This is a genomic window from Nocardioides montaniterrae, from assembly GCF_054782655.1.
Genome location: NZ_BAAGSB010000005.1, coordinates 155,839 through 178,280, shown reverse-complemented (window position 1 = coordinate 178,280; position 22,442 = coordinate 155,839). Strand labels below are relative to the sequence as shown.

General features: G+C 70.7%; 17 protein-coding genes. 7 read left to right on the top strand and 10 right to left on the bottom strand.

What is annotated here, in order from left to right; genetic code table 11:
* Positions 1–38: 38 nt before the first annotated feature.
* Positions 39–497, bottom strand: a complete 459-nt coding sequence (locus ACYVJ3_RS10450; RefSeq protein ID WP_460852907.1) for a hypothetical protein — start codon at positions 495–497, stop codon at positions 39–41.
* Between the two features lie 128 nt (positions 498–625).
* Between ACYVJ3_RS10450 and ACYVJ3_RS10445 the strand changes: the two genes are divergently transcribed.
* The 3 genes from ACYVJ3_RS10445 (at position 626) to ACYVJ3_RS10435 (ending at position 6,528) form a co-directional block, all read left to right on the top strand.
* Positions 626–1,966: a glutamine synthetase family protein gene (locus ACYVJ3_RS10445; RefSeq protein WP_460852906.1), complete on the top strand. Its 1,341-nt coding sequence runs from the start codon at positions 626–628 to the stop codon at positions 1,964–1,966.
* Between the two features lie 13 nt (positions 1,967–1,979).
* Positions 1,980–4,877 (top strand): bifunctional [glutamine synthetase] adenylyltransferase/[glutamine synthetase]-adenylyl-L-tyrosine phosphorylase, encoded by a 2,898-nt coding sequence (locus tag ACYVJ3_RS10440; RefSeq protein WP_460852904.1) that lies wholly within the window; start codon positions 1,980–1,982, stop codon positions 4,875–4,877.
* 145 nt (positions 4,878–5,022) lie between these two features.
* Positions 5,023–6,528: an SDR family NAD(P)-dependent oxidoreductase gene (locus ACYVJ3_RS10435; RefSeq protein ID WP_460852903.1), complete on the top strand. Its 1,506-nt coding sequence runs from the start codon at positions 5,023–5,025 to the stop codon at positions 6,526–6,528.
* 150 nt (positions 6,529–6,678) lie between these two features.
* On the opposite strand, the gene ACYVJ3_RS10430 is transcribed toward ACYVJ3_RS10435, so the two are convergent.
* From ACYVJ3_RS10430 to ACYVJ3_RS10415, 4 genes are read right to left on the bottom strand one after another with little or no spacing between them, the layout of a single operon-like run.
* Positions 6,679–7,299 carry a DUF1361 domain-containing protein gene (locus tag ACYVJ3_RS10430; protein ID WP_460852902.1) on the bottom strand — a complete coding sequence of 207 codons (621 nt, stop codon included), beginning with the start codon at positions 7,297–7,299 and terminating at the stop codon, positions 6,679–6,681.
* A gap of 32 nt (positions 7,300–7,331) precedes the next feature.
* Positions 7,332–7,505 (bottom strand): hypothetical protein, encoded by a 174-nt coding sequence (locus ACYVJ3_RS10425; RefSeq protein WP_460852901.1) that lies wholly within the window; start codon positions 7,503–7,505, stop codon positions 7,332–7,334.
* 10 nt (positions 7,506–7,515) lie between these two features.
* The gene (locus tag ACYVJ3_RS10420; protein ID WP_460852900.1) at positions 7,516–8,529 is read right to left on the bottom strand and encodes a 5'-3' exonuclease H3TH domain-containing protein; all 1,014 of its coding nucleotides are present in this window, start codon (positions 8,527–8,529) and stop codon (positions 7,516–7,518) included.
* A 9-nt stretch (positions 8,530–8,538) separates the two neighbouring features.
* Positions 8,539–8,976: a hypothetical protein gene (locus ACYVJ3_RS10415; RefSeq protein WP_460852899.1), complete on the bottom strand. Its 438-nt coding sequence runs from the start codon at positions 8,974–8,976 to the stop codon at positions 8,539–8,541.
* Between the two features lie 35 nt (positions 8,977–9,011).
* Here ACYVJ3_RS10415 and ACYVJ3_RS10410 point away from each other — a divergent pair, with 35 nt between their 5' ends.
* From ACYVJ3_RS10410 to ACYVJ3_RS10395, 4 genes are read left to right on the top strand one after another with little or no spacing between them, the layout of a single operon-like run.
* A complete protein-coding gene (locus ACYVJ3_RS10410; RefSeq protein WP_460852898.1) occupies positions 9,012–9,374 on the top strand; it encodes a hypothetical protein in 363 nt (120 codons plus the stop codon).
* Between the two features lie 39 nt (positions 9,375–9,413).
* Entirely contained in the window at positions 9,414–10,895 is a 1,482-nt protein-coding gene (locus ACYVJ3_RS10405) for a DUF3375 domain-containing protein (RefSeq protein ID WP_460852897.1), read from the top strand.
* Complete coding sequence (locus tag ACYVJ3_RS10400) at positions 10,892–11,572, top strand: DUF4194 domain-containing protein (protein WP_460852896.1); 681 nt, start codon at positions 10,892–10,894, stop codon at positions 11,570–11,572. The genes ACYVJ3_RS10405 and ACYVJ3_RS10400 overlap by 4 nt, the downstream gene beginning before the upstream one ends.
* A complete protein-coding gene (locus ACYVJ3_RS10395; protein ID WP_460852895.1) occupies positions 11,569–15,033 on the top strand; it encodes an ATP-binding protein in 3,465 nt (1,154 codons plus the stop codon). The genes ACYVJ3_RS10400 and ACYVJ3_RS10395 overlap by 4 nt, the downstream gene beginning before the upstream one ends.
* On the opposite strand, the gene ACYVJ3_RS10390 is transcribed toward ACYVJ3_RS10395, so the two are convergent.
* From ACYVJ3_RS10390 to ACYVJ3_RS10370, 5 genes are all read right to left on the bottom strand, one after another.
* The gene (locus tag ACYVJ3_RS10390) at positions 15,023–15,907 is read right to left on the bottom strand and encodes an SDR family oxidoreductase (protein ID WP_460852894.1); all 885 of its coding nucleotides are present in this window, start codon (positions 15,905–15,907) and stop codon (positions 15,023–15,025) included. The genes ACYVJ3_RS10395 and ACYVJ3_RS10390 overlap by 11 nt on opposite strands.
* A gap of 78 nt (positions 15,908–15,985) precedes the next feature.
* Positions 15,986–17,257, bottom strand: a complete 1,272-nt coding sequence (locus ACYVJ3_RS10385; protein WP_460852893.1) for a choice-of-anchor P family protein — start codon at positions 17,255–17,257, stop codon at positions 15,986–15,988.
* 134 nt (positions 17,258–17,391) lie between these two features.
* Positions 17,392–18,666 carry a choice-of-anchor P family protein gene (locus tag ACYVJ3_RS10380; protein ID WP_460852892.1) on the bottom strand — a complete coding sequence of 425 codons (1,275 nt, stop codon included), beginning with the start codon at positions 18,664–18,666 and terminating at the stop codon, positions 17,392–17,394.
* 145 nt (positions 18,667–18,811) lie between these two features.
* Complete coding sequence (locus tag ACYVJ3_RS10375; protein WP_460852891.1) at positions 18,812–20,296, bottom strand: malate:quinone oxidoreductase; 1,485 nt, start codon at positions 20,294–20,296, stop codon at positions 18,812–18,814.
* Between the two features lie 118 nt (positions 20,297–20,414).
* A complete protein-coding gene (locus ACYVJ3_RS10370) occupies positions 20,415–22,331 on the bottom strand; it encodes a hypothetical protein (RefSeq protein WP_460852890.1) in 1,917 nt (638 codons plus the stop codon).
* Positions 22,332–22,442 lie beyond the last annotated feature (111 nt).

Sequence of the window (22,442 nt, the reverse complement as noted above, 5' to 3'; positions counted from 1 at the left end):
GAGCGAAATCGCTCCGCCCAGCCACCCAGCGAGGGTGGTCAGGCCTCTCGCTTGTGCTCGCCCCGGGCCATCCGGGCCATGGCGAACGAGCAGGCGGCCAGCGCGAGCATGCCGACGGCGAGGTGCGCCATCTGGTCGACGCCGAAGAGGTTGATCGCGAGCAGCACGTAGAACGCGCCGAGCAGGTCACCGCCGGCGTGCGGTGCGATCAGGACGACCACGGCGAGGGCGATCTCCACGAGGCCGACCCACATCACGGCGTCGGCGGCGTTGCCGGGCAGGAAGTTGTTCGCCCACACGGCGACGTATCCGTCCCAGGAGTTCGTCATGATCGTGGCGAGCTTGTCGATGCCGAAGAGAAGCGGCAGCACGACGAAGGTCGCCCACATCGCCAGGAAGGCCTGGCGGGGCGCGGTCTGCTCCTGCAGGTGGGCGAGGTCGTGGACCTCGTCGCGCATGTCGTGGACCAGGTTGTCCCAGGCATGGGTGGTGGCCATGGGAGTTCCTCCTTTTTTCTGTTGTTCCGGCGGGTTGTTCCTTTGTGAAGGAACGTCCCTCCTTCACGGTAGACCCGTGATCAGGGTTGCGAAATAGTCCTGTCACAGCGGCCCACTAGGCTGCCCGCATGGGCAAGCAGGAAGACTTCGTACTCCGCGCACTCGAAGAGCGTGATGTCCGGTTCGTCCGGCTCTGGTTCACCGACGTCCTGGGCTTCCTGAAGTCCGTCGCGGTCGCGCCGGCCGAGCTCGAGGGCGCCTTCAGCGAGGGCATCGGCTTCGACGGCTCGGCCATCGAGGGCTTCGCCCGTACGTCGGAGTCCGACATGCTCGCGCTGCCCGACCCGAGCACGTTCCAGATCCTCCCGTGGCGCAGCGTGGAGGGTCCGTCGACCGCCCGCATGTTCTGCGACATCGTGATGCCCGACGGCTCGGCGTCGTACGCCGACCCGCGCAACGTGCTGAAGCGGACGCTGTCCAAGGCCGCCGAGCAGGGCTTCACCTTCTACACCCACCCCGAGATCGAGTTCTACCTCTTCAAGGACGAGCCGGAGAAGGGCAAGAAGCCGACCCCGCTCGACCGCAGCGGATACTTCGACCACACCGTCCACTCACACGGCTCGGACTTCCGTCGCGAGGCGATCACGATGCTCGAGGCGATGGGCATCTCGGTCGAGTTCAGCCACCACGAGGGCGGTCCGGGCCAGCAGGAGATCGACCTCCGCTACGCCGACGCGCTGACCACCGCCGACAACATCATGACGTTCCGCACGGTGATCCGTGAGGTCGCGCTGAGCCAGGGTGTGTGGGCGACCTTCATGCCCAAGCCGTTCACCGACCACCCGGGCTCCGGGATGCACACGCACGTCAGCCTCTTCGAGGGCGACCAGAACGCCTTCTACGAGGCGGGCGCCGAGTACCAGCTCTCCCAGACCGCGCGGAAGTTCATCGCCGGGATCCTGCACCACGCGGGGGAGATCAGCGTGGTGACCAACCAGTGGGTCAACTCCTACAAGCGGATGATGACCGGCGGCGAGGCGCCGTCGTACGTCTGCTGGGGTCACAACAACCGCTCGGCGATGGTCCGGGTGCCGATGTACAAGCCCAACAAGGGCCAGTCCGCGCGCATCGAGCTGCGGACCATCGACAGCGCCGCCAACCCCTACCTCGCGTACGCCGTCATCCTGGCCGCCGGCCTGAAGGGCATCGAGGAGGGCTACGAGCTCCCGCCCGAGGCCGAGGACAACGTGTGGGCGCTCTCGGAGCGCGAGCGCCGGAGCCTGGGCCTGACCCCGCTGCCCAAGAACCTGATCGACGCGATCCAGGTCGCCGAGAGCTCCGAGCTCCTGGCCGAGACGCTGGGGGAGCAGGTCTTCGACTACTTCCTGCGCAACAAGCGCGCCGAGTGGGACGAGTACCGCGGCCAGGTCACGGCCTTCGAGCGCGACCGGATGCTCTCGGTCCTCTGAGCAGAGGTCCGGCATGGTCCGCTCCGCCTCACGCCTCGACCTGATCCGCGCCGGGTTCGCGGACGTCGAGCGGGCGCGCGCGGGGCTGGACGCGCTCGGCATCCACGGCGAGCCGGCACTGACCTACCTCGGTCGTACGGCGGACCCGGACGCCGCTCTGGGCGGGCTGGCCCGGCTCGCCGAGGTGAGTGGTGCGGGGATGGTCGAGGAGGTCGTCGACGACGAGGGGACCGCGATGCGGCTCCTCTCGGTCCTCGGAGCGAGCAGCGCGCTGACCGACCACCTGGTCGCCCACCCCGAGCACTGGCGGGAGCTGGCCGACCCGACGCTCGGCACCACCCGGGCGCCGGCGTACCTCCTGCGTGAGCGGTTGATGGCCGCGCGCGATCCCGACGCGCTGCGCGTGGAGTACCGCCGCAACCTGCTGCGGATCGCCGCCCGCGACCTCAGCCACGACCTGGCCGTCGACGATGCGGCGGCCGAGCTGGCCGACCTCGCCGCCGGCACGCTCGACGCGGCGCTCGCCATCGCCCGTGAGCGGCTGGGGGAGGCCGCCGACGGGACCCGTCTGGCGGTGGTCGCGATGGGCAAGTGCGGCGGTCACGAGCTCAACTACGTCTCCGACGTCGACGTGATCTTCGTGCACGACGGCGACGTCCAGGTGGCGACCCGCCTGGCGGCGCAGATGATGCAGATCTGCTCCGAGCACACCGCCGAGGGCACGATCTGGCCGGTGGACGCCAACCTCCGGCCCGAGGGCAAGGCGGGCCCGCTGAGCCGGACGCTCGCCAGCCACCGCGGCTACTACGAGAAGTGGGCGCAGACCTGGGAGTTCCAGGCGCTGCTCAAGGCCCGCCCGGTGGCGGGTGACCTCGAGCTCGGACGTGAGTTCGTGGAGATGACCCGTCCGATGGTGTGGTCGGCCGCCGACCGCGACGGCTTCGTCGACGCGGCCCGGGCGATGCGTCGTCGCGTCGTCGACCACATCCCGGTCAAGGATGCCGACCGGGAGCTCAAGCTCGGCGTCGGCGGGCTGCGCGACGTGGAGTTCGCGGTGCAGCTGCTGCAGCTGGTCCACGGGCGCACCGACGAGTCGATCCGCCAGCCGACCACGCTCTCGGCGCTGCACGCGTTGAGCGAGGGCGGGTACGTCGGCCGCGACGACGGTGCCGCCCTCCACCGCGCCTATGCGTTCCTGCGTCAGCTCGAGCACCGCATCCAGCTACACCGGCTGCAGCGGACCCACGTCCTGCCCAGCGACCCCGAGTCGCTGCGCCGGCTCGGCCGCAGCCTGGGCTTCTTCCGGTCCTCGGGCGAGCGCCTGGAGGAGGTCTGGATGGGCCAGCGCCGCGAGGTCAGCCGGCTGCACCAGAAGCTCTTCTACCGTCCGCTGCTCACCGCCGTCGCGCAGATCTCGTCGGGGGAGGCGAGGCTCTCCTCGACCGCTGCCGTCGAGCGCCTGGCGGCGCTGGGGTACGCCGACCCGCAGGCCGCCCTGCGCCACCTCGAGCTGCTCACCACCGGCGTCACCCGGACCGCGCAGATCCAGCGGACCCTGCTGCCGGCGATGCTGCAGTGGTTCGCCGACGGCGCCGACCCCGACGGCGGGCTGTTCGGCTTCCGCCGGATCAGCGAGGCGCTGGGCACCACTCCCTGGTACCTCACCACCCTGCGCGACGAGGGCCAGGTCGCCGAGCGGCTGGCCCACCTGCTCTCGACCTCGCGCTACTGCACCGACCTCCTGGAGCGCGAGCCGGCGGGGGTGCGCCTGCTGGGCTCGGACCTCGTCCCGCTCGGCCGCGAGCAGCTCGCCGAGGAGATGTCCGCGACCGCCGGCCGGCAGGCCGACATCGAGCGGGCCAGTCGCGCGCTGCGCGGCGTACGTCGTCGGGAGCTGCTGCGGATCGCGGCCGGTGACGCGCTGGGGCTGATCGACGTCGACGAGGTGGGGCGCGGCCTGACCGCGCTGACCGATGCGACCCTGGCAGCCACGCTCGACGCCGCGATCGCGTCGGTCGTGCAGGTGCGACGCCTCGACTTCGCGCCCACCGCCATCGCGATCGTGGCGATGGGCCGCTACGGCGGCGGCGAGCTCTCCTACGGCTCGGACGCCGACGTGATGTTCGTGCACGAGCCGCTCGAGGGCGCCGACGCCCATGTCGCGGCGGGCTTCGCCAAGGCCGTCGCCGAGGAGGTACGCCGCACGCTCGCCGCCCCGGGACCGGAGCCCGCGCTCGTGGTCGACGCCGACCTGCGGCCGGAGGGTCGGCAGGGCGCGCTGGTGCGCACGCTCGACTCCTACGCCGCCTACTACGCCAAGTGGTCGGCCGTGTGGGAGGCGCAGGCGCTGCTGCGGGCCGACCCGGTCGTCGGCGATGCGAGGGTGCGCGAGCGGTTCCGGACGATGATCGATCCGCTGCGCTACCCCGAGGCGGGACTCTCGGCCGACGACACCCGCGAGATCCGGCGGATCAAGGCGCGGGTCGATGACGAGCGGCTGCCGCGCGGTGCCGACGCGGCTCTCCACCTCAAGCTCGGCAGCGGTGCGCTGGCCGACATCGAGTGGACCGTCCAGCTGCTCCAGCTGCGGCACGGCGCGGCCGTTCCGGGCCTGCGCACCACCCGGACCCTGGCCGCGCTCGACGCCGCGCTCGAGGCAGGTCTGCTGGACGCCGCCGACTCCGAGCGGCTGGCCACCGCATGGCGACTGGCGAGCCGGATCCGCAACGCCGTGGTGCTCGCGAGGGGGAGACCGGGGGACCAATTCCCGCGCGCGCCCCTGGAGCGCAGGGCCGTCGCGTGCATCCTCGGGCACCCGATCGACCGCACCGATGAGCTCGTCAACGACTACCTCCGAGCGACCCGACGGGCCCGATCGGTGGTGGAAAAGATTTTCTGGGACGAGCCGTGACCCCGATGTTGCGTCGTGTGACTGGTGTGTAATGATGGATGTCATCGGGCCGCGACCGACCCCCCCAGAGGTCGCGGCCCGATACCCTTTTTCAGGTGTTCTCGCGGGTTCTCGGCCTTCGGCGTCGTCCGCCTAGAATCGGGCAGTGCCTGACGCTGACGCACCGCTCGAGCGGATCGACCCGGATGACCTCGCGATCGCGCTGAAGGTCCTCAAGCAGATCCCGCGACTCGATCCGGAGCACGACGACGTCCGCACGATGAAGCGCGCCGCGTCGTACATGTACAAGCTGATCAAGAAGCAGCGGCGGGCCGAGATCCGACAGGCCAAGCTGCAGCACGACCTCGACATCATCGCGAAGACCGCCACCGGCAGCCCCATGCGGATCGACGACGAGACCGCCGGCATCCCGTTGGTCTCGACGACGCAGGGTGCGTTCGCGGGGGAGCTGATCACCGCCCGCGGCTGCTACATCTGCAAGGAGGACTTCACCCTCGTCGACGCGTTCTACCACTGGCTCTGCCCCCGGTGCGCCGCCATGTCGCACGCCAAGCGCGAGCAGCGGACCGACCTGTCCGGCAAGCGCGCCCTGCTCACCGGTGGCCGCGCCAAGATCGGCATGTACATCGCGCTGCGGCTGCTCCGCGACGGTGCGCACACCACCATCACGACCCGGTTCCCGAAGGACGCCGTACGCCGCTTCGCCGCCATGGAGGACTCCGCGGACTGGATCCACCGGCTCAAGGTGGTCGGCATCGACCTGCGCGACCCCACCCAGGTCATCTCGCTGACCGACGACGTCGCGGCCGACGGCCCGCTCGACATCATCATCAACAACGCCTGCCAGACCGTACGTCGCCTCCCCGGCGCCTACTCGCACCTCACCGACGGCGAGCTGGCGCCGCTGCCCTCAGGCATCGAGCTGCCCGAGATGGTCACCTTCGACCACATCTCCGAGGCCCATCCGGCGGCCATCGCCGGCGCTCTGGCAGACCATGCCGTCGCCCACCACGAGGGCGAGTCGAGCGAGGCCGCACTGGCTGCCCACAACGCCGCGTCCATGACGGCGCTGGCGCTCAAGGCGGGCGGCGCCTCCCTGGAGCAGCACCTGGCCGGCACCGCCATCGACGCCGGCGGGCTGATCCCGGACATCCAGGACAACAACTCCTGGACCCAGCTCATCGACGAGGTCGACCCGCTGGAGCTGCTCGAGGTGCAGTTCTGCAACTCGATCGCGCCGTTCCTGATCAACTCGCGGCTGCGGCCCGCGATGCGCGCTGCCGTGGCCGGTGGGGCGCGCCGCGCGTACATCGTCAACGTCTCGGCGATGGAGGGACAGTTCTCCCGACGCTACAAGGGGCCGGGCCACCCCCACACCAACATGGCCAAGGCGGCCCTGAACATGATGACCCGCACCGCGGCGGGGGAGTACTTCGAGTCCGACCGGATCCTGATGACGGCCGTCGACACCGGCTGGATCACCGACGAGCGGCCGCACTACGAGAAGCTCCGCATCGCTGCCGAGGGCTGGCACGCGCCTCTCGACCTCGTCGACGGTGCCGCCCGCGTCTACGACCCGATCGTGCAGGGCGAGCTGGGCAACGACATCTACGGCTGCTTCGTGAAGGACTATCAGCCCTCGCCGTGGTGAGGCGGTCTGTGGAGGAATCACCGGTTCACCGGTGATTCCTGAACTTCCACCCCAATGCAACGGGGTGGAAGTTCCGGAAATGATGAGAGCTGGTGACGGATGTGACCGGTGGGGCGACGGCGTACGCCGAGCGGCCGGCCACCAGGGACGTCAGCCGGCGTGGCGTGGTCTCCGAGCGGAGCCGATCGCATCGAGCACGGCCTTGGTCAGGAAGTGACCGACGGTCGTGACCACGAAGAGCGTCGCGATCAGCCCGGGCGCCCGGTCCCAGGCGAGGGCGTTGCCGATGCGGTGGAGCGCCGAGTGCGGGTCGGTGAAGGGCTCCCAGCTGTTGAGCCGGGGCCAGCGGCCCAGGAAGATCCCGATCGCGCAGAGGGCGTGGGTAGCGAGACGCAGGGGGAGTCGCCAGGAGTGCCGGCCGGCCCGCTCCATGAAGGTGCCCGCCATGCCGAGGCTGAGCGTGTAGGCGACGAAGCCGGAGGCGATGAAAACCGCGTAGACCGGGTAGACGGTCGTCGCGACGGGCGCGTCGGGTCCGAGCCGATCGATGGTCGGCGGCAGGTGGATCAGGTCGGTGACGACGTACGGCGCGTTCGGGAGGAACAGGCCGAACACCACCAGCCCGAGCCACCACGGCACGCCGCCGTGCGTGGTGCGGCCCCGGAAGAGCAGCGCGGCCAGGCCCACCGGGACCCACGCCAGCACCGTGTTCCACACCATCCAGTCGCCCTGGACGTGCCAGATCCAGCGGAGCACGTCGAGGTGGGACATGGGCCGAGGGTACGGCGGGTGTCGCAGCGGGGTCAGCCGAACGCCAGGCGCGCGGCCACGAGGAGCATCGCCGCCGCGACGAGCATCTCGAGGACCTGCCACGAGCGGGGTCGTGCCAGGAACCACCAGCGGCCACCGTCGGAGCTGTCGTGCACAGCCGCCAGGGAGCCGAGCAGCAGCACGTCGGAGAGCGCGCAGACGAGCACGGCCTGCGCGTCAGCCGGGCCGCACCGACGCCGGGTCGCCGGTGAGGACGCGTAGCGCGAGCGAGGTGGTGGCGTCGGTGTTGAGGTGGCCGACGACGCGCTCGACGCGGGCGATGTCGAGCGGCAGCAGGCCCGGCGTACCGGGGATGTCCGGGGTCAGCCCGAGGTCGAGGTCGTCGCGGCCGGCCATCAGCTCCAGGTTGAACTCGTACGCCGCCCGCGCGCCCTCCGCCCGCAGCCGGTTGACCACGGTCCGGCCGTTGCGCCGGGCCCCGCGCTCGTCGGCGATGGCATCGAGGGCAGCGATCAGGGCGGCCCCCTCGTTGTGCTCGATGTCGGCCCAGACCGCCTGCATCGAGCCGATCTCGGCCAGCAGCGTGGCGGCGGTCTTCTCGCCGATCCCCTTGATCCCCGGCAGGTTGTCGCTCGCGTCGCCGCGGATGGCCGCGAACTCGAGGTAGCGGTCGGCGGGGACGCCGTACATCGCCTCGATCCGGGGAGGCGTCAGCAGCGGCGACCCGTGGATCCCGCCGTCGATCAGCCGCAGCACGCTCGTGCGCTCGCTGATGTGCGCGAACGCGTCACGGTCGGACGTGATCAGCACGCAGTCCCAGTCGTTGCGCACCGCCCAGGTCGCCGCCGAGGCGTTGACGTCGTCGGCCTCGAGGCCCGGGGGAGTGAGGGTCGCCAGGCCGAGCGCGTCGAGGAGCGCGCCGCAGCGGTCGAGCTGGTCGACCAGCTCGGCATCCTTCTCGGCGCGACCGGCCTTGTAGTCCGGGTAGCGCTCGCGGCGCAGCGACCGCGCCCGGTCGTCGATCCCGAAGATCACGGCGTCGGGTGCGAACGCGTCGATCGCCTCGATGATCTGGCGCAGCATCCCGTGCAGCGCCCAGGCGGGCCGGCCGCCGCGATCGAGCAGGCGGGTGTGCGCCCGCGCGTGGTGGTGGCGGTGCAGCAACGAGGGCGCGTCGACGGCCAGGAGCAGCTTGCGGATGCGCTCGTCGGGAGAGGCGTACGGCGACACCCGGCGACCCTATCTGCGCGGGGTTGCCGCGGCGCGGGCGACCAGGGTGGCCAGGCCGCGACGGGCGAGCATGGCGCAGAGCCACGCGCCGGGGAGCTCCAGGGCGAGTGCCAGCACGATGGCCTGGACCCGGGGCTCACCGGGACCGGCGGTCACGACGTCGAACCAGGCATCGACGATCAGCAGCGTCGCGCCGGCCGTCGCGGTCAGGACGAAGTGCGCGTGGCGCCGTGCGGCGAGCCAGCCGATGCGGGCGAGCACCACGGTGAGCAGCACGTCGAAGCCGACCCAGGCCGCGTCGTAGTGGTGGGCCACGCTGCGCCGGGGCAGCGTGATCGCGAGGTACACCGTCCACGGGATGAGCAGGGTCGCGATGCCGAGGTAGAGCCGCGCGATCAAGCGGCTGGCCAGATGCCTGTGCTGACCTTCGACCGGGGGAGCCGTCACGTGTCAACGGTAGCCGCGCCCGGTAGGGTTCGAACGTGCGTTCGATGAACCGTGGCCAGGGCGAGCTCGCCCTGGGGCTGGCACCCGCTCCGCGCGCGCCCGTACGCCGACGCCCGACCGGCCCGCCGACCAGCACGTTCCGCATCGGTGGCGAGCTCTCCCGCACCCGCGGCTGGCCGGCCGGCAGCGAGGTGCGGGTCGAGGCCGGCGTACGTCCCGCGCGGGGTGACGTGCTGCTCGTCATCGAGGCCGGCCGGCGCAGCGCGGGGGTCTTCGAGCGCCGCTTCGGCCGCGAGGTCCTGCTCAGCGATCGTGGGGTCCGCTGGCTCGGACCGGCGGTGGAGGTGATCGGGGTGGTCACCGCCGTCGCGGCCCCGCTCGACGGCATGCCGGGGTAGCCCCCGGGGCTGTCGGCCGCCTCTGGCATGCTGCCCCGGATGAGCGACATCGTGGGGGAGCTTGCGCGCGTGCGCGAGGCGTTCGCGCAGCCGACCCTGCAGCTGCTGCACCAGCGCCAGGCACCGGCCGTCGTCACGGTCTTCCAGGCCGCCTTCGGCCGGGCCAACAACCCGATCCCGACTGCGCGGCTGCACACCCAGGTCGAGCAGCACCTGGCCGAGATCCGGCTCAGCGGTGTCACCGACATCCCGAGCGGCAGCGGCCGCGAGATCTGCCAGCGCTGGATGCGCGGCCAGTGGCTGGTGCGCTCGCTCGACGAGCGCGGCCGCGAGGTCTACACGCTCACCTCGCACGCCCAGCAGGCCCTCGAGCTGGTCAAGACGCTGACCCGCGACCGGGCCACGCTCAGCGAGCACCGGATCGCCACCATCCTCGGCACGGTCCGACGGTTCAACGCCGAGGCCAATCCCGACCGCACCGCGCGCGTGACGATCCTCAACGACGAGATCGCGCGACTCAAGGCCGAGCGCGACCGCCTCGTGGACGGCGCCGACCTGGTCAGCGCGACCGAGGACTACATGCTCGAAGGGTTCACCGAGCTGCTCTCGCTGATCTCGGCCCTGCCCAGCGACTTCGCCCGCGTCGAGGAGCGCTTCACCCAGATCCGCGCGGAGATCCTGGCGGCGTTCCGCGCCGACGATCGTCCGGCTGGCGAGGTGATCGACGTCTACCTCACCCGCGCCGATGCGCTGATGACCGCGACCCAGGAGGGCCGCGCGTTCGAGGGCGCGTTCGCGCTGCTCCGCGACGACGCCCTGGTCCAGCAGCTCCGTGAGGACCTCACGGCGCTGCTCGACCACCCGCTGTCCGACGGCATCCTCGGCGACGCCGATCGCACCGAGCTGCGCGGCACCGTCCGCCTCGTGCGCGACGGTCTCGACCGGGTCCTCTCGCAGCGCTCGCGGGTCACGGCGACGCTCAAGGAGTACATCGTCTCCCACGACGCGGCGCGCGACCGTGAGCTCGCTCAGACGCTGCGCCAGGTCGAGTCCGAGCTGATGGGCTGGATGGCCTCCACCGGCCCGCGCGCCACCCACGACGTACCCCTCCTGCCCGGACGCGCCGGCGTCGAGCACCTGCGTGAGCGCTTCTACGACCCGGCCGACGACGTGCCTCCCGAGCGCATCACCCGCTCCGAGCCCGCCGGCTCGGCGGCGCTCTCGTTGAGCCAGCTCAAGCAGTACGGCGGCCCGCAGCTCGGCGAGCTGCGCCGCCGGCTCGACGACGCACTGAGCGGGCTGCTGCCGCCCTCGTCGCTGGGCGAGCTGTTCGAGGGGCTCGACGAGAGCCTGCGTCGTCCTGTCGAGATCTTCGGGCTGCTGCACCTGGCGGCCTCCCGCGACTGGGCCACGGGCGAGGAGCACGAGCTGTTCTCCGCCGTACGTCCCGACGGCACGCCGCGCACCTTCTCGGTGCCACGGACCGCACTGCCCGACCCCGACCTGCAGGAGCCCGCATGACCACCGATCTCGACCTCGAGCCGCTCGAGGACTACTCGGTCTCGCTCTTCGAGGGCGACGAGGGTGGTCTGGACCTGGCCCAGCGCTGCACGCTGGTCACGCTGCTCAAGCAGCGCTTCATCTCCCACCGCACGCACCCGCGCGACTGGCAGGTCCTGGTCGAGCACGAGCGGCTGCTGCGGTCGCGGCTCAACGACCTGTTCCTCGACCTGGTGATCGACGACCACCGCGAGGTGGCGTGGAAGCGACAGGCGGTCTCCGAGACCGGCAGCCGCTTCCCGACGCTGCTGTACGACGCCAGCTGGTCGCGCGAGGAGACCGTCGTCCTGGTCCATCTCCGGGACCGCCTGCGCGCCGGCGCCGCCGCCGGTGAGGACCGCGTCTTCATCGACCGCGAGGACATCGTCGAGCACGTCGCGACGTTCCGGCCGCGGTACGCCACCGACGAGTCGGGCGACGAGAAGCGTGCCCGCGCAGCCGTGCAGAGCATCAACAAGGCGGGGCTGCTGATCGGTGCCCCGACCGATGACCGGTTCGAGATCTCCGAGGCCGTCGAGCCGCTGCTGCCGCTCGAGCTGCTCCAGGAGCTGCTCGCGGCGCTCCAGGCCGCCAACGCCGACGAGCCCGACCCGGCCGAGCGGGCCGAGGACGAGTCCTTGATGGAGGAGGCACGATGAGCGACCTGGCCACCGAGACCGACGCGTCGGGCCTCTTCGCCGAGGCATCCGTCGTGGCGCCGACCGACGACACGATGCAGTGGCGCGCCTCGCTGATGCAGCTGGTCAACTGGGGCGGCTTCGACGGCCTGACGCTGGTGCCGCTGGGCGCCGACACCACGATGATCTCGGGCGCCTCCGGCGTCGGCAAGAGCACCATCCTCGACGCCTACACCGCGCTCGTCATGCCCTCCGACACCAAGTTCAACGGCGCCTCCAACGACGCTGTCGCCGGCCGGGCCCGCAGCGCGGGTCAGCGCAACCTGCTGTCCTACCTCCGCGGCGCCGTCGACGTCGTCGACGACCCGCGCACCGGCCGTCCGGTCGAGCAGCTGCTGCGTGGCCGAGGTGGCGACACCTGGGGCGCGCTGGCGATGACGTTCGTCAACGACCGCGGTGGCAGCTTCACCGCCCTGCGGACCTACTACGTCCCGCGCCGGGCGACCCGCTCCAGCGACGTGGCGATGACGCTGCTGACCCTCGACGGACCGGTCGACCTGGGCATGCTCGAGGCCGCGGTCCCCGACCGCTTCCACGCCAACACCCTCAAGAAGCTGTTCCCCGGCATCCGCGTCCACCGCACGTACGCCGAGCTCGCCGCCGTCCTGCACGCACGGCTCGGCATCGGCGCCAACGGCGACGGCGGCAAGGCGCTGCGGCTGCTGGCCCGCATCCAGGCCGGCAACCAGGTGCGCAGCGTCGACGAGCTCTACAAGGACATGGTCCTCGAACGACCCTCGACGTACGCCGCCGCCGACCGCGCCGTCGAGCACTTCGACGCGCTCGATGCCGCCCACACCGCGATGCGTACGGAGCAGCAGAAGCTCGAGGTGCTCGAGCCGATCCGCGACCTGCAGCGGCGCAAGGAGCTGGCCCTCAAACGGTCCGACGAGCTCGACGCGTTCGGCGTCACGCTGGCCGGTGACACCCCGTTGCGGCTCTGGCTGATGCGCACCCACCAGCGTCTGCTGGGCGAGGCCGTCGTGGCCAACCGCAACGACCACGTCCGCACGGTCGAGGCGCTCGGCTCGGTCCGCACCGTCGAGGCCCAGCTGGCCGGCGACCTCGACGCCGCCAAGGAGGCCCACCGGGCCGCGGGCGGCGGCGACCTGCAGGCGCTCGCCGCGAACATCGAGTCCGAGCGGATGGTCCGCGAGGAGCGGGCGGCGCGGCTGGCCGAGCTCGAGGAGCGGATCTACCCGCTGGTCGGGCTGACCGACGCCGATGTTCCCGAGCTCGACACCGCGCTCGACTCGGTCGAGGCGTTCGCGGTCCTCCAGGACCACGCGCGTGGCCGGGTCGCCGGCGGAACCAAGGAGCAGGCGCGCCTGCGCGCCGAGCGCGACACCGTCCGTGACGGCATGGTCCCGCTCAAGGACCAGCAGCGTGCGCTCCGGGCCGAGCGCGCCTCGTTGGAGAGCCGCGCAGGCCGCGTGCCGGCGTACCTCCACGACCTGCGGACCCAGGTCGCCGAGGCCGCGGGGATGACCCCCGAGGACCTGCCGTTCCTGGCGGAGCTGATCGACGTGGCGCCCGAGGAGGCCCGCTGGCGCACGGCCGTCGAGACCGTCCTGGGCGGCTCCGCCCGTCTGCTGCTGGTCCCGATCGACCGGCTGCGCGACTTCTCGACCGCGATCGACGGCGTGCAGCTGCGCGGCCGGCTGACCTTCGAAGGTGTGCCGACCCACCTGCCGAGCAGCGGTCCGGGCGACCCGGAGCGGATCGCCGGCAAGCTGTTGTTCAAGGACTCGCCGTTCACCGGCTGGGTCGAGGCGCACGTCTCCGACGACGCGCGCAACGCGCTGTGCGTCGAGACCGCCGCCGAGCTCGACGGCCGGGGCAACCGGGTCACGCTGGCCGGCCAGACCCGCAGCGGCAACCGCGGCGCCCACGGCCGCAACGACACCCGCAGCATCATCGGGTTCTCCAACGACGACGCCATCACCGACCTCGATGCCGAGCTCGACCGGGTCGAGGGCGAGCTGCAGGCGATCGACGCCCGGCTCGCCGAGCTCGACCGCCGGTCCGCGGTCCTCGACCAGCAGCGTGCGGCGTACGACGCCATCGCGATGGTCCGCTTCGACGACGTCGACGTGGTGGGCAGCGAGCGACGCATCGCCGACCTGGAGTCGCGCCGCAGCGACATCCTCGGCTCCGACGACCAGCTGCGCGTGCTCCAGGTGCAGATCGACGACCTCACGGTCCGGCTCGAGGAGGCCCGCCAGCAGCGCTTCGAGCTCGAGCGGCGCCAGCGCGAGGTCAACGCTGCGCACGGTGAGCTCGTCGACTCCGAGGACCTGGTCGGCGACCAGCTCGACGCCGTCGAGTCCGCGGGCCGGGTGGGGCTCACCCCGGAGCAGGAGACGGCCCTCGCCACGGAGCTGGCCGCGGCGGTCGCGCCGAGTGACCCCGAGGACCTCGACCGGTTCCACGAGCACTCCCAGCGCCTGCAGGAGCGGCTGCGCGGGGCGGTCGCCGAGTGCGAGGTGGAGGTGCAGCGCGTCGACGAGGAGCTCGCCCGGATCTTCCGGTCCTACAAGCTCCAGTGGGACTCACCGAACCTCGGCGCCGGCCCCGACTCCTATCCCGACTACGCCCGGATCCTCGACGACATCCGCAGCAAGGGCCTGGCCGAGCGGCGCACCGAGTGGCGCCGCCGCCTGACCGAGTGGAGCGGCCAGGACCTGGTCCCGCTGCTCGGCGCCATGGCCTCCTCGATCGAGGAGATCGAGGAGCGGCTGGTGCCGATCAACGACATCCTGCGCCGACTGGAGTTCGGTGCCACCGGCGACCGCCTGCGGATCCGTCTGCGCCGCCTCGCGCCGGCGCACGTGCAGCTGTTCCTCAAGGACCTGCGGACGCTCTCGAGCAGCACCGCCGAGACCCGCGGCGAGGAGGACCTCGACCAGCGGTTCGCCGACCTGAGCCGGTTCATGACCCAGCTGCGGCCGAGCGCCCACCTGCCCGAGGGCGGCAGCGACCGCGACCGCCTGCTCGACGTACGCCGGCACGTGGAGATCAGCGCCGAGCGCTACGACCACCTGACCGGCGAGCTGCGCGCGACGTACCGGACGCTGGGGGAGAAGTCCGGTGGCGAGTCGCAGGAGCTGGTCGCGTTCATCGTCGGCTCGGCCCTCCGGTTCCGGCTGGGCGACGAGATGCGGTCGCGGCCGCGCTTTGCGCCGGTGTTCCTCGACGAGGGCTTCGTCAAGGCGGACGCCGAGTTCGCCGGCCGCGCCGTCCAGGCCTGGAAGGGTCTGGGCTTCCAGCTCATCGTCGGCGTTCCCCTCGACAAGGTGACCGGCTTGGAGTCGCACATGGACGACCTCCTGGCGATCACGAAGAACCCGGCGACGCACCAGGCCTGGATCACGCCGATCCGCGACGCCGAGCCGACGCCGGCGGAGACCGTCAGTCGCTGACGGCTTCCTCGGCGTGGTCGTTGGTCACGTTGCGGGCGCTGGTGAAGCGCCCGAGGCGGGCCACGTCGGCGTCGAGCTCGGGCAGGATCTCCGGCACGAGCCGGAGCACCGGCAGGTTGCCGACGGCGGAGTTGATGGTGACCCGGTTGAGGCCGATGCCGCGCACCCAGCCGGGGCAGAAGACCAGGCGTGAGCGCTTGTCGATGCCCTTGACGAACGCCTTGACGCACGACTCGACGTCGGTGGTCCTGCCGAGCGGCGGCGGCAGCTTCTTGAGCAGCTTCTGGAACGCCGGCAGGTCCGCCTTGGCGTCCTGCACCAGCGGGGTGTCGATCCATGACATGTGCGCGCAGCCGACGTCGACGCCGAGGTGCTTGACCTCGAGCCGCAGGCTGTTGGCGAAGTGCTCCACCCCTGCCTTGCTGGCGTGGTACGCCGACAGGCCCGGTGCGGCCACGAAGGCGGCCAGCGACGAGACGACCAGGAAGTAGCCCTTCGACTCGATGAGCGCGGGCAGCGCCGCGTGGGCGGTGTTGAAGACACCGGTGATGTTGATGTCGACGACCCGCTTGAACGCCTTGGGGTCGGTGTTCATGACGCTGCCGTACGACGCGATGCCGGCGTTGGCGAGCACCGCGTCGAGCCGGCCGAAGCGGGCGACGGCGTCTGCGACGGCGCGCTTCATTGCCTCGACGTCGCACACGTCGGCGACGATGCCGAGGGCGTTGTCCTCACCGATCGCGGCGACGGTCTCGTCCAGCGCTCCCCGGTCGAGATCGGTGAGCACGACCTTGGCCTCGCGGGCTGCGAGCTCGGTGGCGACGGCTGCTCCGACGCCACGGGCGCCACCGGTGATGAGTACGACCTGGTCCATGTCCGCAGTCTTGCAGAGCCACGACGGGCCCGACCATCGGTGTGGTCGGGCCCGTCGCGATCGATGCGGTGCTGAGGATCAGCGGTACACCCTCGCCTCGGAGACGCCGAGCTCGATCTCGGCACCGATCGGCAGCCCAGCGCGGGCGGTGTCGAGCACGATGTGCAGCGCGGTCGTCCGGTAGGAGTGCAGGCCTGCCTGGTTGATCACCTTGCGCTCGTTCAGCGTGACCTCGCCCAGGTTCAGCACGTGGATCGTGGTGTTCGGGGCGACGTTGACCGGGATGGCCTTGCCCGCGACGTGCAGGCCGAGGAAGGTCATGCTGCCTCCGGTCGTCACCGCACCCGCGGCGGTGGCCTGGGCCTGCGACGTGGTGCTCAGCGCGGTGGCGGTGATGAGGCCGTTGAGCAGGCTCAGCGACGCGATCGTCGACTTCTCGCTGACCTTGGAGATGGTGTCGTCACGCACACCGCTCTGCTCGCTGTGGACGGTGCCGAGGTTGAGCAGCCCCGAGACGGTCACTCGCGCGAGGTTGTTGGCCTTGACCACGCCGTTGGTGCCGGTCGGAATCATCGTGACCTGCGCGCTGTGCGTCGTCTCGACGTTGGCCACCCCGGTGACCGCGGCGTGGATGTAGGAGCCGTACGCCGTCCCGCCCAGCGGCGAGCCGGGAACGTTGGGGTCCGGCGCCGGCTCGAGGAGCTGCGAGAGCGGGTTGATCATGACGGTGGCGCCGGCGTCGGCACCGTTGCGCGCGGCCAGGAGGGTGATCTTGAGGCCCGCGCCCTGGATCGACGCCTCGTCCGCGGTGGTACCGGTGGCCTGGGTGTTCAGGCCGATGCTCACCACGCCCGGCAGCAGGATGCCGCTGTTGGGAGCGAAGTCGGCGGGGTAGGCCTTCCCGCCGATGGTCAGGCCGAGCAGCTTGGTGGTCATCAGCGTCGTCGGGGCGTTGGTGCCGTCGGCGGTGATGGTGGCAGTGCTCTCGACGGCGTCGGCCTTGATCAGGCCGCCCAGCAGGGAGACGCCCGCCGTCTTGGCGTGGGCGACGACGGTGACGCCGCCGTTGTCGTTGACGACCGCCGAGGTGTCGGTGGTCGCCACGCCGGCGCCGAGGAGGCTGCCGACCTGGGCCGAGGCGATGTTGGCGCTCTTGGACTGCGAGGCGGTGCCGATGATCGCGGAGTTCGCGGTGGGGTTGGACTGCACCGCCAGGCCGAGCGCGTTGACCTGCGTCGCGCCGGCGAAGTCGATGTAGCCGTACTTGGGCGTGACGGTGGCGTGGGCCGGCGCCGCGACGGCCGAGGCCACGATCGCGACGGCAGCGGCGGACAGGAGGCGTGACTTCATGGGGAGCTCCCTAGGGGGTGGGAAGGCACCCGTCCGAAAGAGAGAGCGGGAGCCACTGACATTCAACTCCTGAAGGGGTCGGCTGTCAGTGGCTCCCGGAAACTGCCGTCAGTGACCCCTTCAGGGGTGGCGGATCACTTGTAGACGATCGCCTTCGACACAGCGAGCTGCACCTCGGCGCCGACCGGAAGACCGGCCCTGGCGGTGTCGAGAACGATGTGCAGCGCGGTGGTCTGGATCGAGTGCTGGCCACCGGTGGTGACTCGCTTACGCTCGTTGAGCGTCACCGTGCCGAGGCCCAGGACGTTGATGGTGGTGTTCGGCTTGACGTCCAGCGGGATCGTCTTGCCGGCGACGGTCAGGCTCACGAACGTCATCGCGCCGCTCATGCTGACGCCGCTCGAGGTCGCCTTGACGCGTGACGACGTACCGACGGCACCGGCCTTGATCAGTCCGTTGAACAGGTTGACGGAGCCGACGGTGGACTTCTCGAAGGACTTCGAGGCCGCCGTCGTACGGCTGCCGACCTCCTCGCTGTGGACCGCGCCGATGTTCAGCACGCCCGAGACGGTCGCGCGCGCGACGTTGTTGGCCTTGACCTTCCCCCAGGTGCCGGAGGTCGGCATCATGACCTGTGCCGTGCGGGTGCTGCTGATGTCGGCCGCGTTGGGGATGGCCGCGTGGACGTAGGAGCCATAGGCCCGGCCGCCCAGGGCGTAGCCCGGCTGGTCCGGGTTCTGGGCAGGAGCCAGGAGCTGCGAGATCGGGTTGACCATGACGGTCGCGCCGGCGTCCGCGCCGTTGCGCTTCGCCAGCAGCGTGATCTTGAGGCCCGCGCCCTGGACCGACGCCGTGTTCGTGGTCGTGCCGGTGGCCTGGGTGTTGATGCCGATGCTCACGACGCCGGGGATGAGGATGCCCTTGTTCGGGGCGAACGACGCCGGGTAGGACTTCCCGTTGATGGTCAGGCCCAGCAGCGAGGTCGTCATCGCGGTGGTCGGGTTGTGCACGCCGTCGGCGTTGATGGTGCTGACCGTGTCGATGGCGTCGGCCTTGATCAGGCCGCCGAGCAGCGAGATGCCGGCCGTCTTGGCGTGGGCGACGACCTTGACACCACCGGCGGAGTTCGTGGTCGCGGTGGTCGACGTGGTCGCGGCGCCGGCATCGAGCAGGCCGGTTCCGGCGTTCGCCGAGGCGATGTGCGCGGAGTCGGACTTGCTCGTGCTGCCGTAGATGTCGGAGTTGGCCGTCGGGTTCGACTGGACCATCAGACCGAGGGCGTTGACCTGGGTCGCGCCCGCGTGGTCGATGTAGCCGTACTTCGGGTTCACCGCGTGCGCGGGGGCGGCGAGGCCGAGGCTGACGGCGGTGACGACGGCAGCGGTGGCCGAGATGAGCTTGTGCTTCATGGGGGAGGTACCTCAGGGTGAGGGAAGGCGTGCAGGACTGATGTTCTTCCCCCCAGAAGGCGCGGTCCCGAGATGCACCCGAGACGGCGTATCAACCGTACCCCTTATCGACGCGATGATGTGCTTCGCGCCGGTTCGGCGTCGGTCAGCGAGCGGGGACCGCCTCGGCCGCCTTCGCGTCGGCCTCGAGGCCGAGGATGCGGGAGGTGCGCGTGTGCACCTGCTCGGCCATCGCCCGGTCGTCGGAGAGGGCCGTGCCGATGCTGGGCACGATCTCCTTCAGGCGCGGCTGCCAGCCCTGCCACTGGGTCGGGAAGCAGCGCTCGAGCAGCTCGAACATGATCGGTGCGGCGGTCGAGGCGCCCGGCGAGGCACCGAGCAGGCCGGCGATCGTGCCGTCCTTGTGGGTGATCACCTCGGTGCCGAACTGGAGCACGCCGTCGGGTCGGATCACCTGGACGCGCTGGCCCGCGGTGATCTTCTCCCAGTCCTTGGGGTCGGCGTCGCCGAAGAAGTCCAGGAGGTCCTTGAACTTCGTCGCGGGCCGCGCGATGAGCTGGCTGATCAGGTAGATGGTCAGCGGGATGTTCGCCAGGCCGCCCTTGATCATCGGCAGCAGGTTGTGGGTGCGCAGCGAGAGGAACATGTCCAGCAGCGAGCCGTGCTTGAGGTAGCGCGGGCTGAAGCCGGCGTACGGGCCGAACATCAGGCTGGTCTTGCCGTCCACGACGCGGGTGTCCAGGTGGGGCACCGACATCGGGGGAGCGCCCACAGCGGCCTTGCCGTAGACCTTGGCGTGGTGGCGCTCGACGATCTTGGGGTTCGTCGTACGGAGGAACTCGCCGCTGACCGGGAAGCCGCCGAAGCCCTTGATCTCGGGGATCCGGGCCTTCTGCAGCAGCGTCAGCGCCTGGCCGCCGGCACCGACGAAGATGAAGTTCGCGGTGTGGTGGAACTTCTCGCCCTGCTGCTTGCCCATGACGTGCCAGGTGCCGTCCATCGTGCGGTGGACCTGCTTGACCTCGGCGTTGTAGTCGATCTGCGCGCCGCGGTCGGCGACGGAGTCGAGCATCAGCTTGGTCAGCGCGCCGAAGTCGACGTCGGTGCCCTCGCGGGAGTACGTCGCCGCGATCGGCTGGTCGGTGTCCCGGTCCTCGACGAGCAGGGGCGCCCACTTCGCGATCTGGGCGCGGTCCTCGGAGTACTCCATGCCCGCGAAGAGCGGGTGCTGCGAGAGGAGGCGGTGGCGCTCCTTGAGGTAGGCGACGTTCTCCTTGCCCCAGACGAAGCTCATGTGCGGGGTGGCGTGGATGAATCCGTCCGGGTCCGGGATGCGACCCGACTCGACCAGGAACGCCCAGAGCTGGCGCGAGATCTGGAACTGCTCGTTGACCACGACGGCCTTCGAGATGTCGACGGTTCCGTCCTCGGCCTGCGGCGTGTAGTTCAGCTCGCAGAGGGCCGAGTGGCCGGTGCCCGCGTTGTTCCACGGACCCGAGCTCTCGCGTGCCGGGCGGTCGAGCCGCTCGAGCACGCGGATGTTCCAGCTGGGCTCGAGCTCGGAGAGGAGCGAGGCCAGCGTGGCGCTCATGATGCCGCCACCGATCAGAAGTACGTCCGTCGTGTCCACGCGCGAATCTTCCACCCTTCAGTTATCCCGCATGTGCATTCTTTCACAAGCATCGACGCGGCCGTTTCCGGGTGTGACTTCTGTCAACCCGGGGAACGGCGCTCGGCCGGGTGCGAGCTCAGGGCCGGAGCCTGCGGCGGGCGGTGCCCGCGGCGCTGTTGTAGGACCATCCGAACAGGAACAGGATCACGACCCACAACCCCATCACGATGAAGTTGCCGGCGGCGTAGAACCACTCCGGGATGGAGTCCTTGCGCTCGCGCTGGAGGACCTTCGGCTCGTAGCCGGGCTTGATGACGTCGCCGTCCTTGACCTGCAGCTCGCGACCGCGGGCACTGGAGATCGCGGGGTCGTTCGGCATGTAGAGCGCGTAGGACATCATCGTGTTGGGCAGCTGGTGCACGCGGATCAGCGTCTTCCACGTGCCGTAGAACGGCAGAGGATCCTTCGAGCGGTACTCGCCCGGCTTGCCGGTCGCGACGAACGTCGTGCGGATGATGCCGGGGACGTGACCGGTCGGGTCCTTGGGGATCACCGAGACCGGTTCCGTGGAGTGGTTGGAGTAGCCCTGCCAGGCCAGCCCGTAGAACCAGACCGCGTTCTTGACCGGGTCCTTGCCGTTGAACGTGACGGTCACGGTGGCCAGGCACTGGACCGTGGCGGAGGTGCAGCTCTTGCCGCCGGTCGAGACGTTCGAGAGGTGGACGGTGGCGGTCGGGAGGTTGCCGGACACCGGCGGCGCGAAGACCACCATCAGGCCGAGGAAGGTGAGCAGGCCGGCGAGGCCGACGCGGCGGTACGGGCGCTCGAGGACGGGCAGCGCCGACTGGTCGGTCGCGTCGTCGCCGATCTGCTGGAGCCGGCGTACGTGCCAGACCGCCAGGAGGCCGCCGCCGATTCCGGCGACGGTGCTGACCGCGAGCAGGAACGGCAGCGCGTGGGCGTTGAAGGGCTGCGGCGGCGGCATGTGGCCGTGCGACCACAGCCACTCGCAGTAGTAGCCGAGCGAGCCGACGAGCGCACCCGAGACCACGGCGAACGGCAGGACCGTCGCGGGGCGACGCTCGGGCTTCCACAGGAACGCGAGGACCTCGATGATCACCGCGGACGGGATCGCCAGCAGGAACTGGATGGTGAGGACGTCGGGCAGCGCCGCGATGACGAGGTAGAGGAAGACGTGGGTGATCCACCAGAACGCGCCGAGGAGCAGCGCGCCGCCGCGGCCGAACCAGAGCCGGCCGGTCAGCAGGATCCAGGTCATCACGAAGCAGAAGATGATGCCCTGGGTCGCCGCCGGGAACTGGGGTACGCCGAGGTCGAACTCCATCAGGAACGCGAACGGCACCATGCAGACGCCGATGGCGAGCAGCATCGCCCAGCGGGCCCACGGGCCGGTCATCAGCTTGGCGCCGACCTGGCGGGACTCGGCGAGCAGGAACGGCAGGCACAGCGGGGCGGTGATCGCGCCGCCGATCATCATCACGTGGGTCGGGCCCCACTCGGTCACGTCCTGGCCGAACGTGCGGTGCCAGAGGTCGTCGAGCGGGAAGCCGAGCACGGCGATGAAGCCGGCGAAGAACAGGACGACGGCGCTGTAGGGCACCCGCCAGGTGCGGGTCAGCCGCAGCGTGCGCGAGGGCAGCGGGTCCTTGGCCATCGCCATGATGACGATGGCGAAGTTGAGCAGCGCCAGCAGGCCGAAGTAGATCGGCCAGTGGCCGGGGTTGGTGAACGCGCCCGCGTCACGGCCGCGCTGCATGTGGGTGGGGACGTCCCAGTAGACGCCGAAGCCCTCGACGAACGACATGATCGGCACCGCGACGAACGCGCCGGCCGCCCAGCGGGGCAGCCCGATGATCGCACCGAGGCGCTCGAACAGCCGGCCCAGCAGCGTCGGCTTGCCGCCGAGCTCGCGGAACAGCAGCCACCCGGTGACGAGGAAGTACGCCGAGGCGATACCGCCGCCGATGAGGATGTCACCGAGGCGCGCGCCGCCGGCAGTTGGAGCGAAGTTCTTGGCGAACAGATGGATCATGGAAAGCCCCTCTCACTCTGCTGCACCGATCGGAACCCCCAGGTGCTACACCGCGTCGCACACTAGCGTTCCTGGAACTTCGCCGGGCGATCTTGGACGGCGAAGATTTCG

What these genes read in the sequence shown, in the direction of transcription:
- ACYVJ3_RS10405 (WP_460852897.1), top strand. Translation starts at nt 9,414, where the DNA reads ATGAGCGACATCGTGGGGGAGCTTGCGCGCGTGCGCGAGGCGTTCGCG.
- ACYVJ3_RS10445 (WP_460852906.1), top strand. Translation starts at nt 626, where the DNA reads ATGGGCAAGCAGGAAGACTTCGTACTCCGCGCACTCGAAGAGCGTGAT.
- ACYVJ3_RS10370 (WP_460852890.1), bottom strand. Translation starts at nt 22,331, where the DNA reads ATGATCCATCTGTTCGCCAAGAACTTCGCTCCAACTGCCGGCGGCGCG.
- ACYVJ3_RS10395 (WP_460852895.1), top strand. Translation starts at nt 11,569, where the DNA reads ATGAGCGACCTGGCCACCGAGACCGACGCGTCGGGCCTCTTCGCCGAG.
- ACYVJ3_RS10440 (WP_460852904.1), top strand. Translation starts at nt 1,980, where the DNA reads ATGGTCCGCTCCGCCTCACGCCTCGACCTGATCCGCGCCGGGTTCGCG.
- ACYVJ3_RS10390 (WP_460852894.1), bottom strand. Translation starts at nt 15,907, where the DNA reads ATGGACCAGGTCGTACTCATCACCGGTGGCGCCCGTGGCGTCGGAGCA.
- ACYVJ3_RS10450 (WP_460852907.1), bottom strand. Translation starts at nt 497, where the DNA reads ATGGCCACCACCCATGCCTGGGACAACCTGGTCCACGACATGCGCGAC.
- ACYVJ3_RS10430 (WP_460852902.1), bottom strand. Translation starts at nt 7,299, where the DNA reads ATGTCCCACCTCGACGTGCTCCGCTGGATCTGGCACGTCCAGGGCGAC.
- ACYVJ3_RS10385 (WP_460852893.1), bottom strand. Translation starts at nt 17,257, where the DNA reads ATGAAGTCACGCCTCCTGTCCGCCGCTGCCGTCGCGATCGTGGCCTCG.
- ACYVJ3_RS10400 (WP_460852896.1), top strand. Translation starts at nt 10,892, where the DNA reads ATGACCACCGATCTCGACCTCGAGCCGCTCGAGGACTACTCGGTCTCG.
- ACYVJ3_RS10380 (WP_460852892.1), bottom strand. Translation starts at nt 18,666, where the DNA reads ATGAAGCACAAGCTCATCTCGGCCACCGCTGCCGTCGTCACCGCCGTC.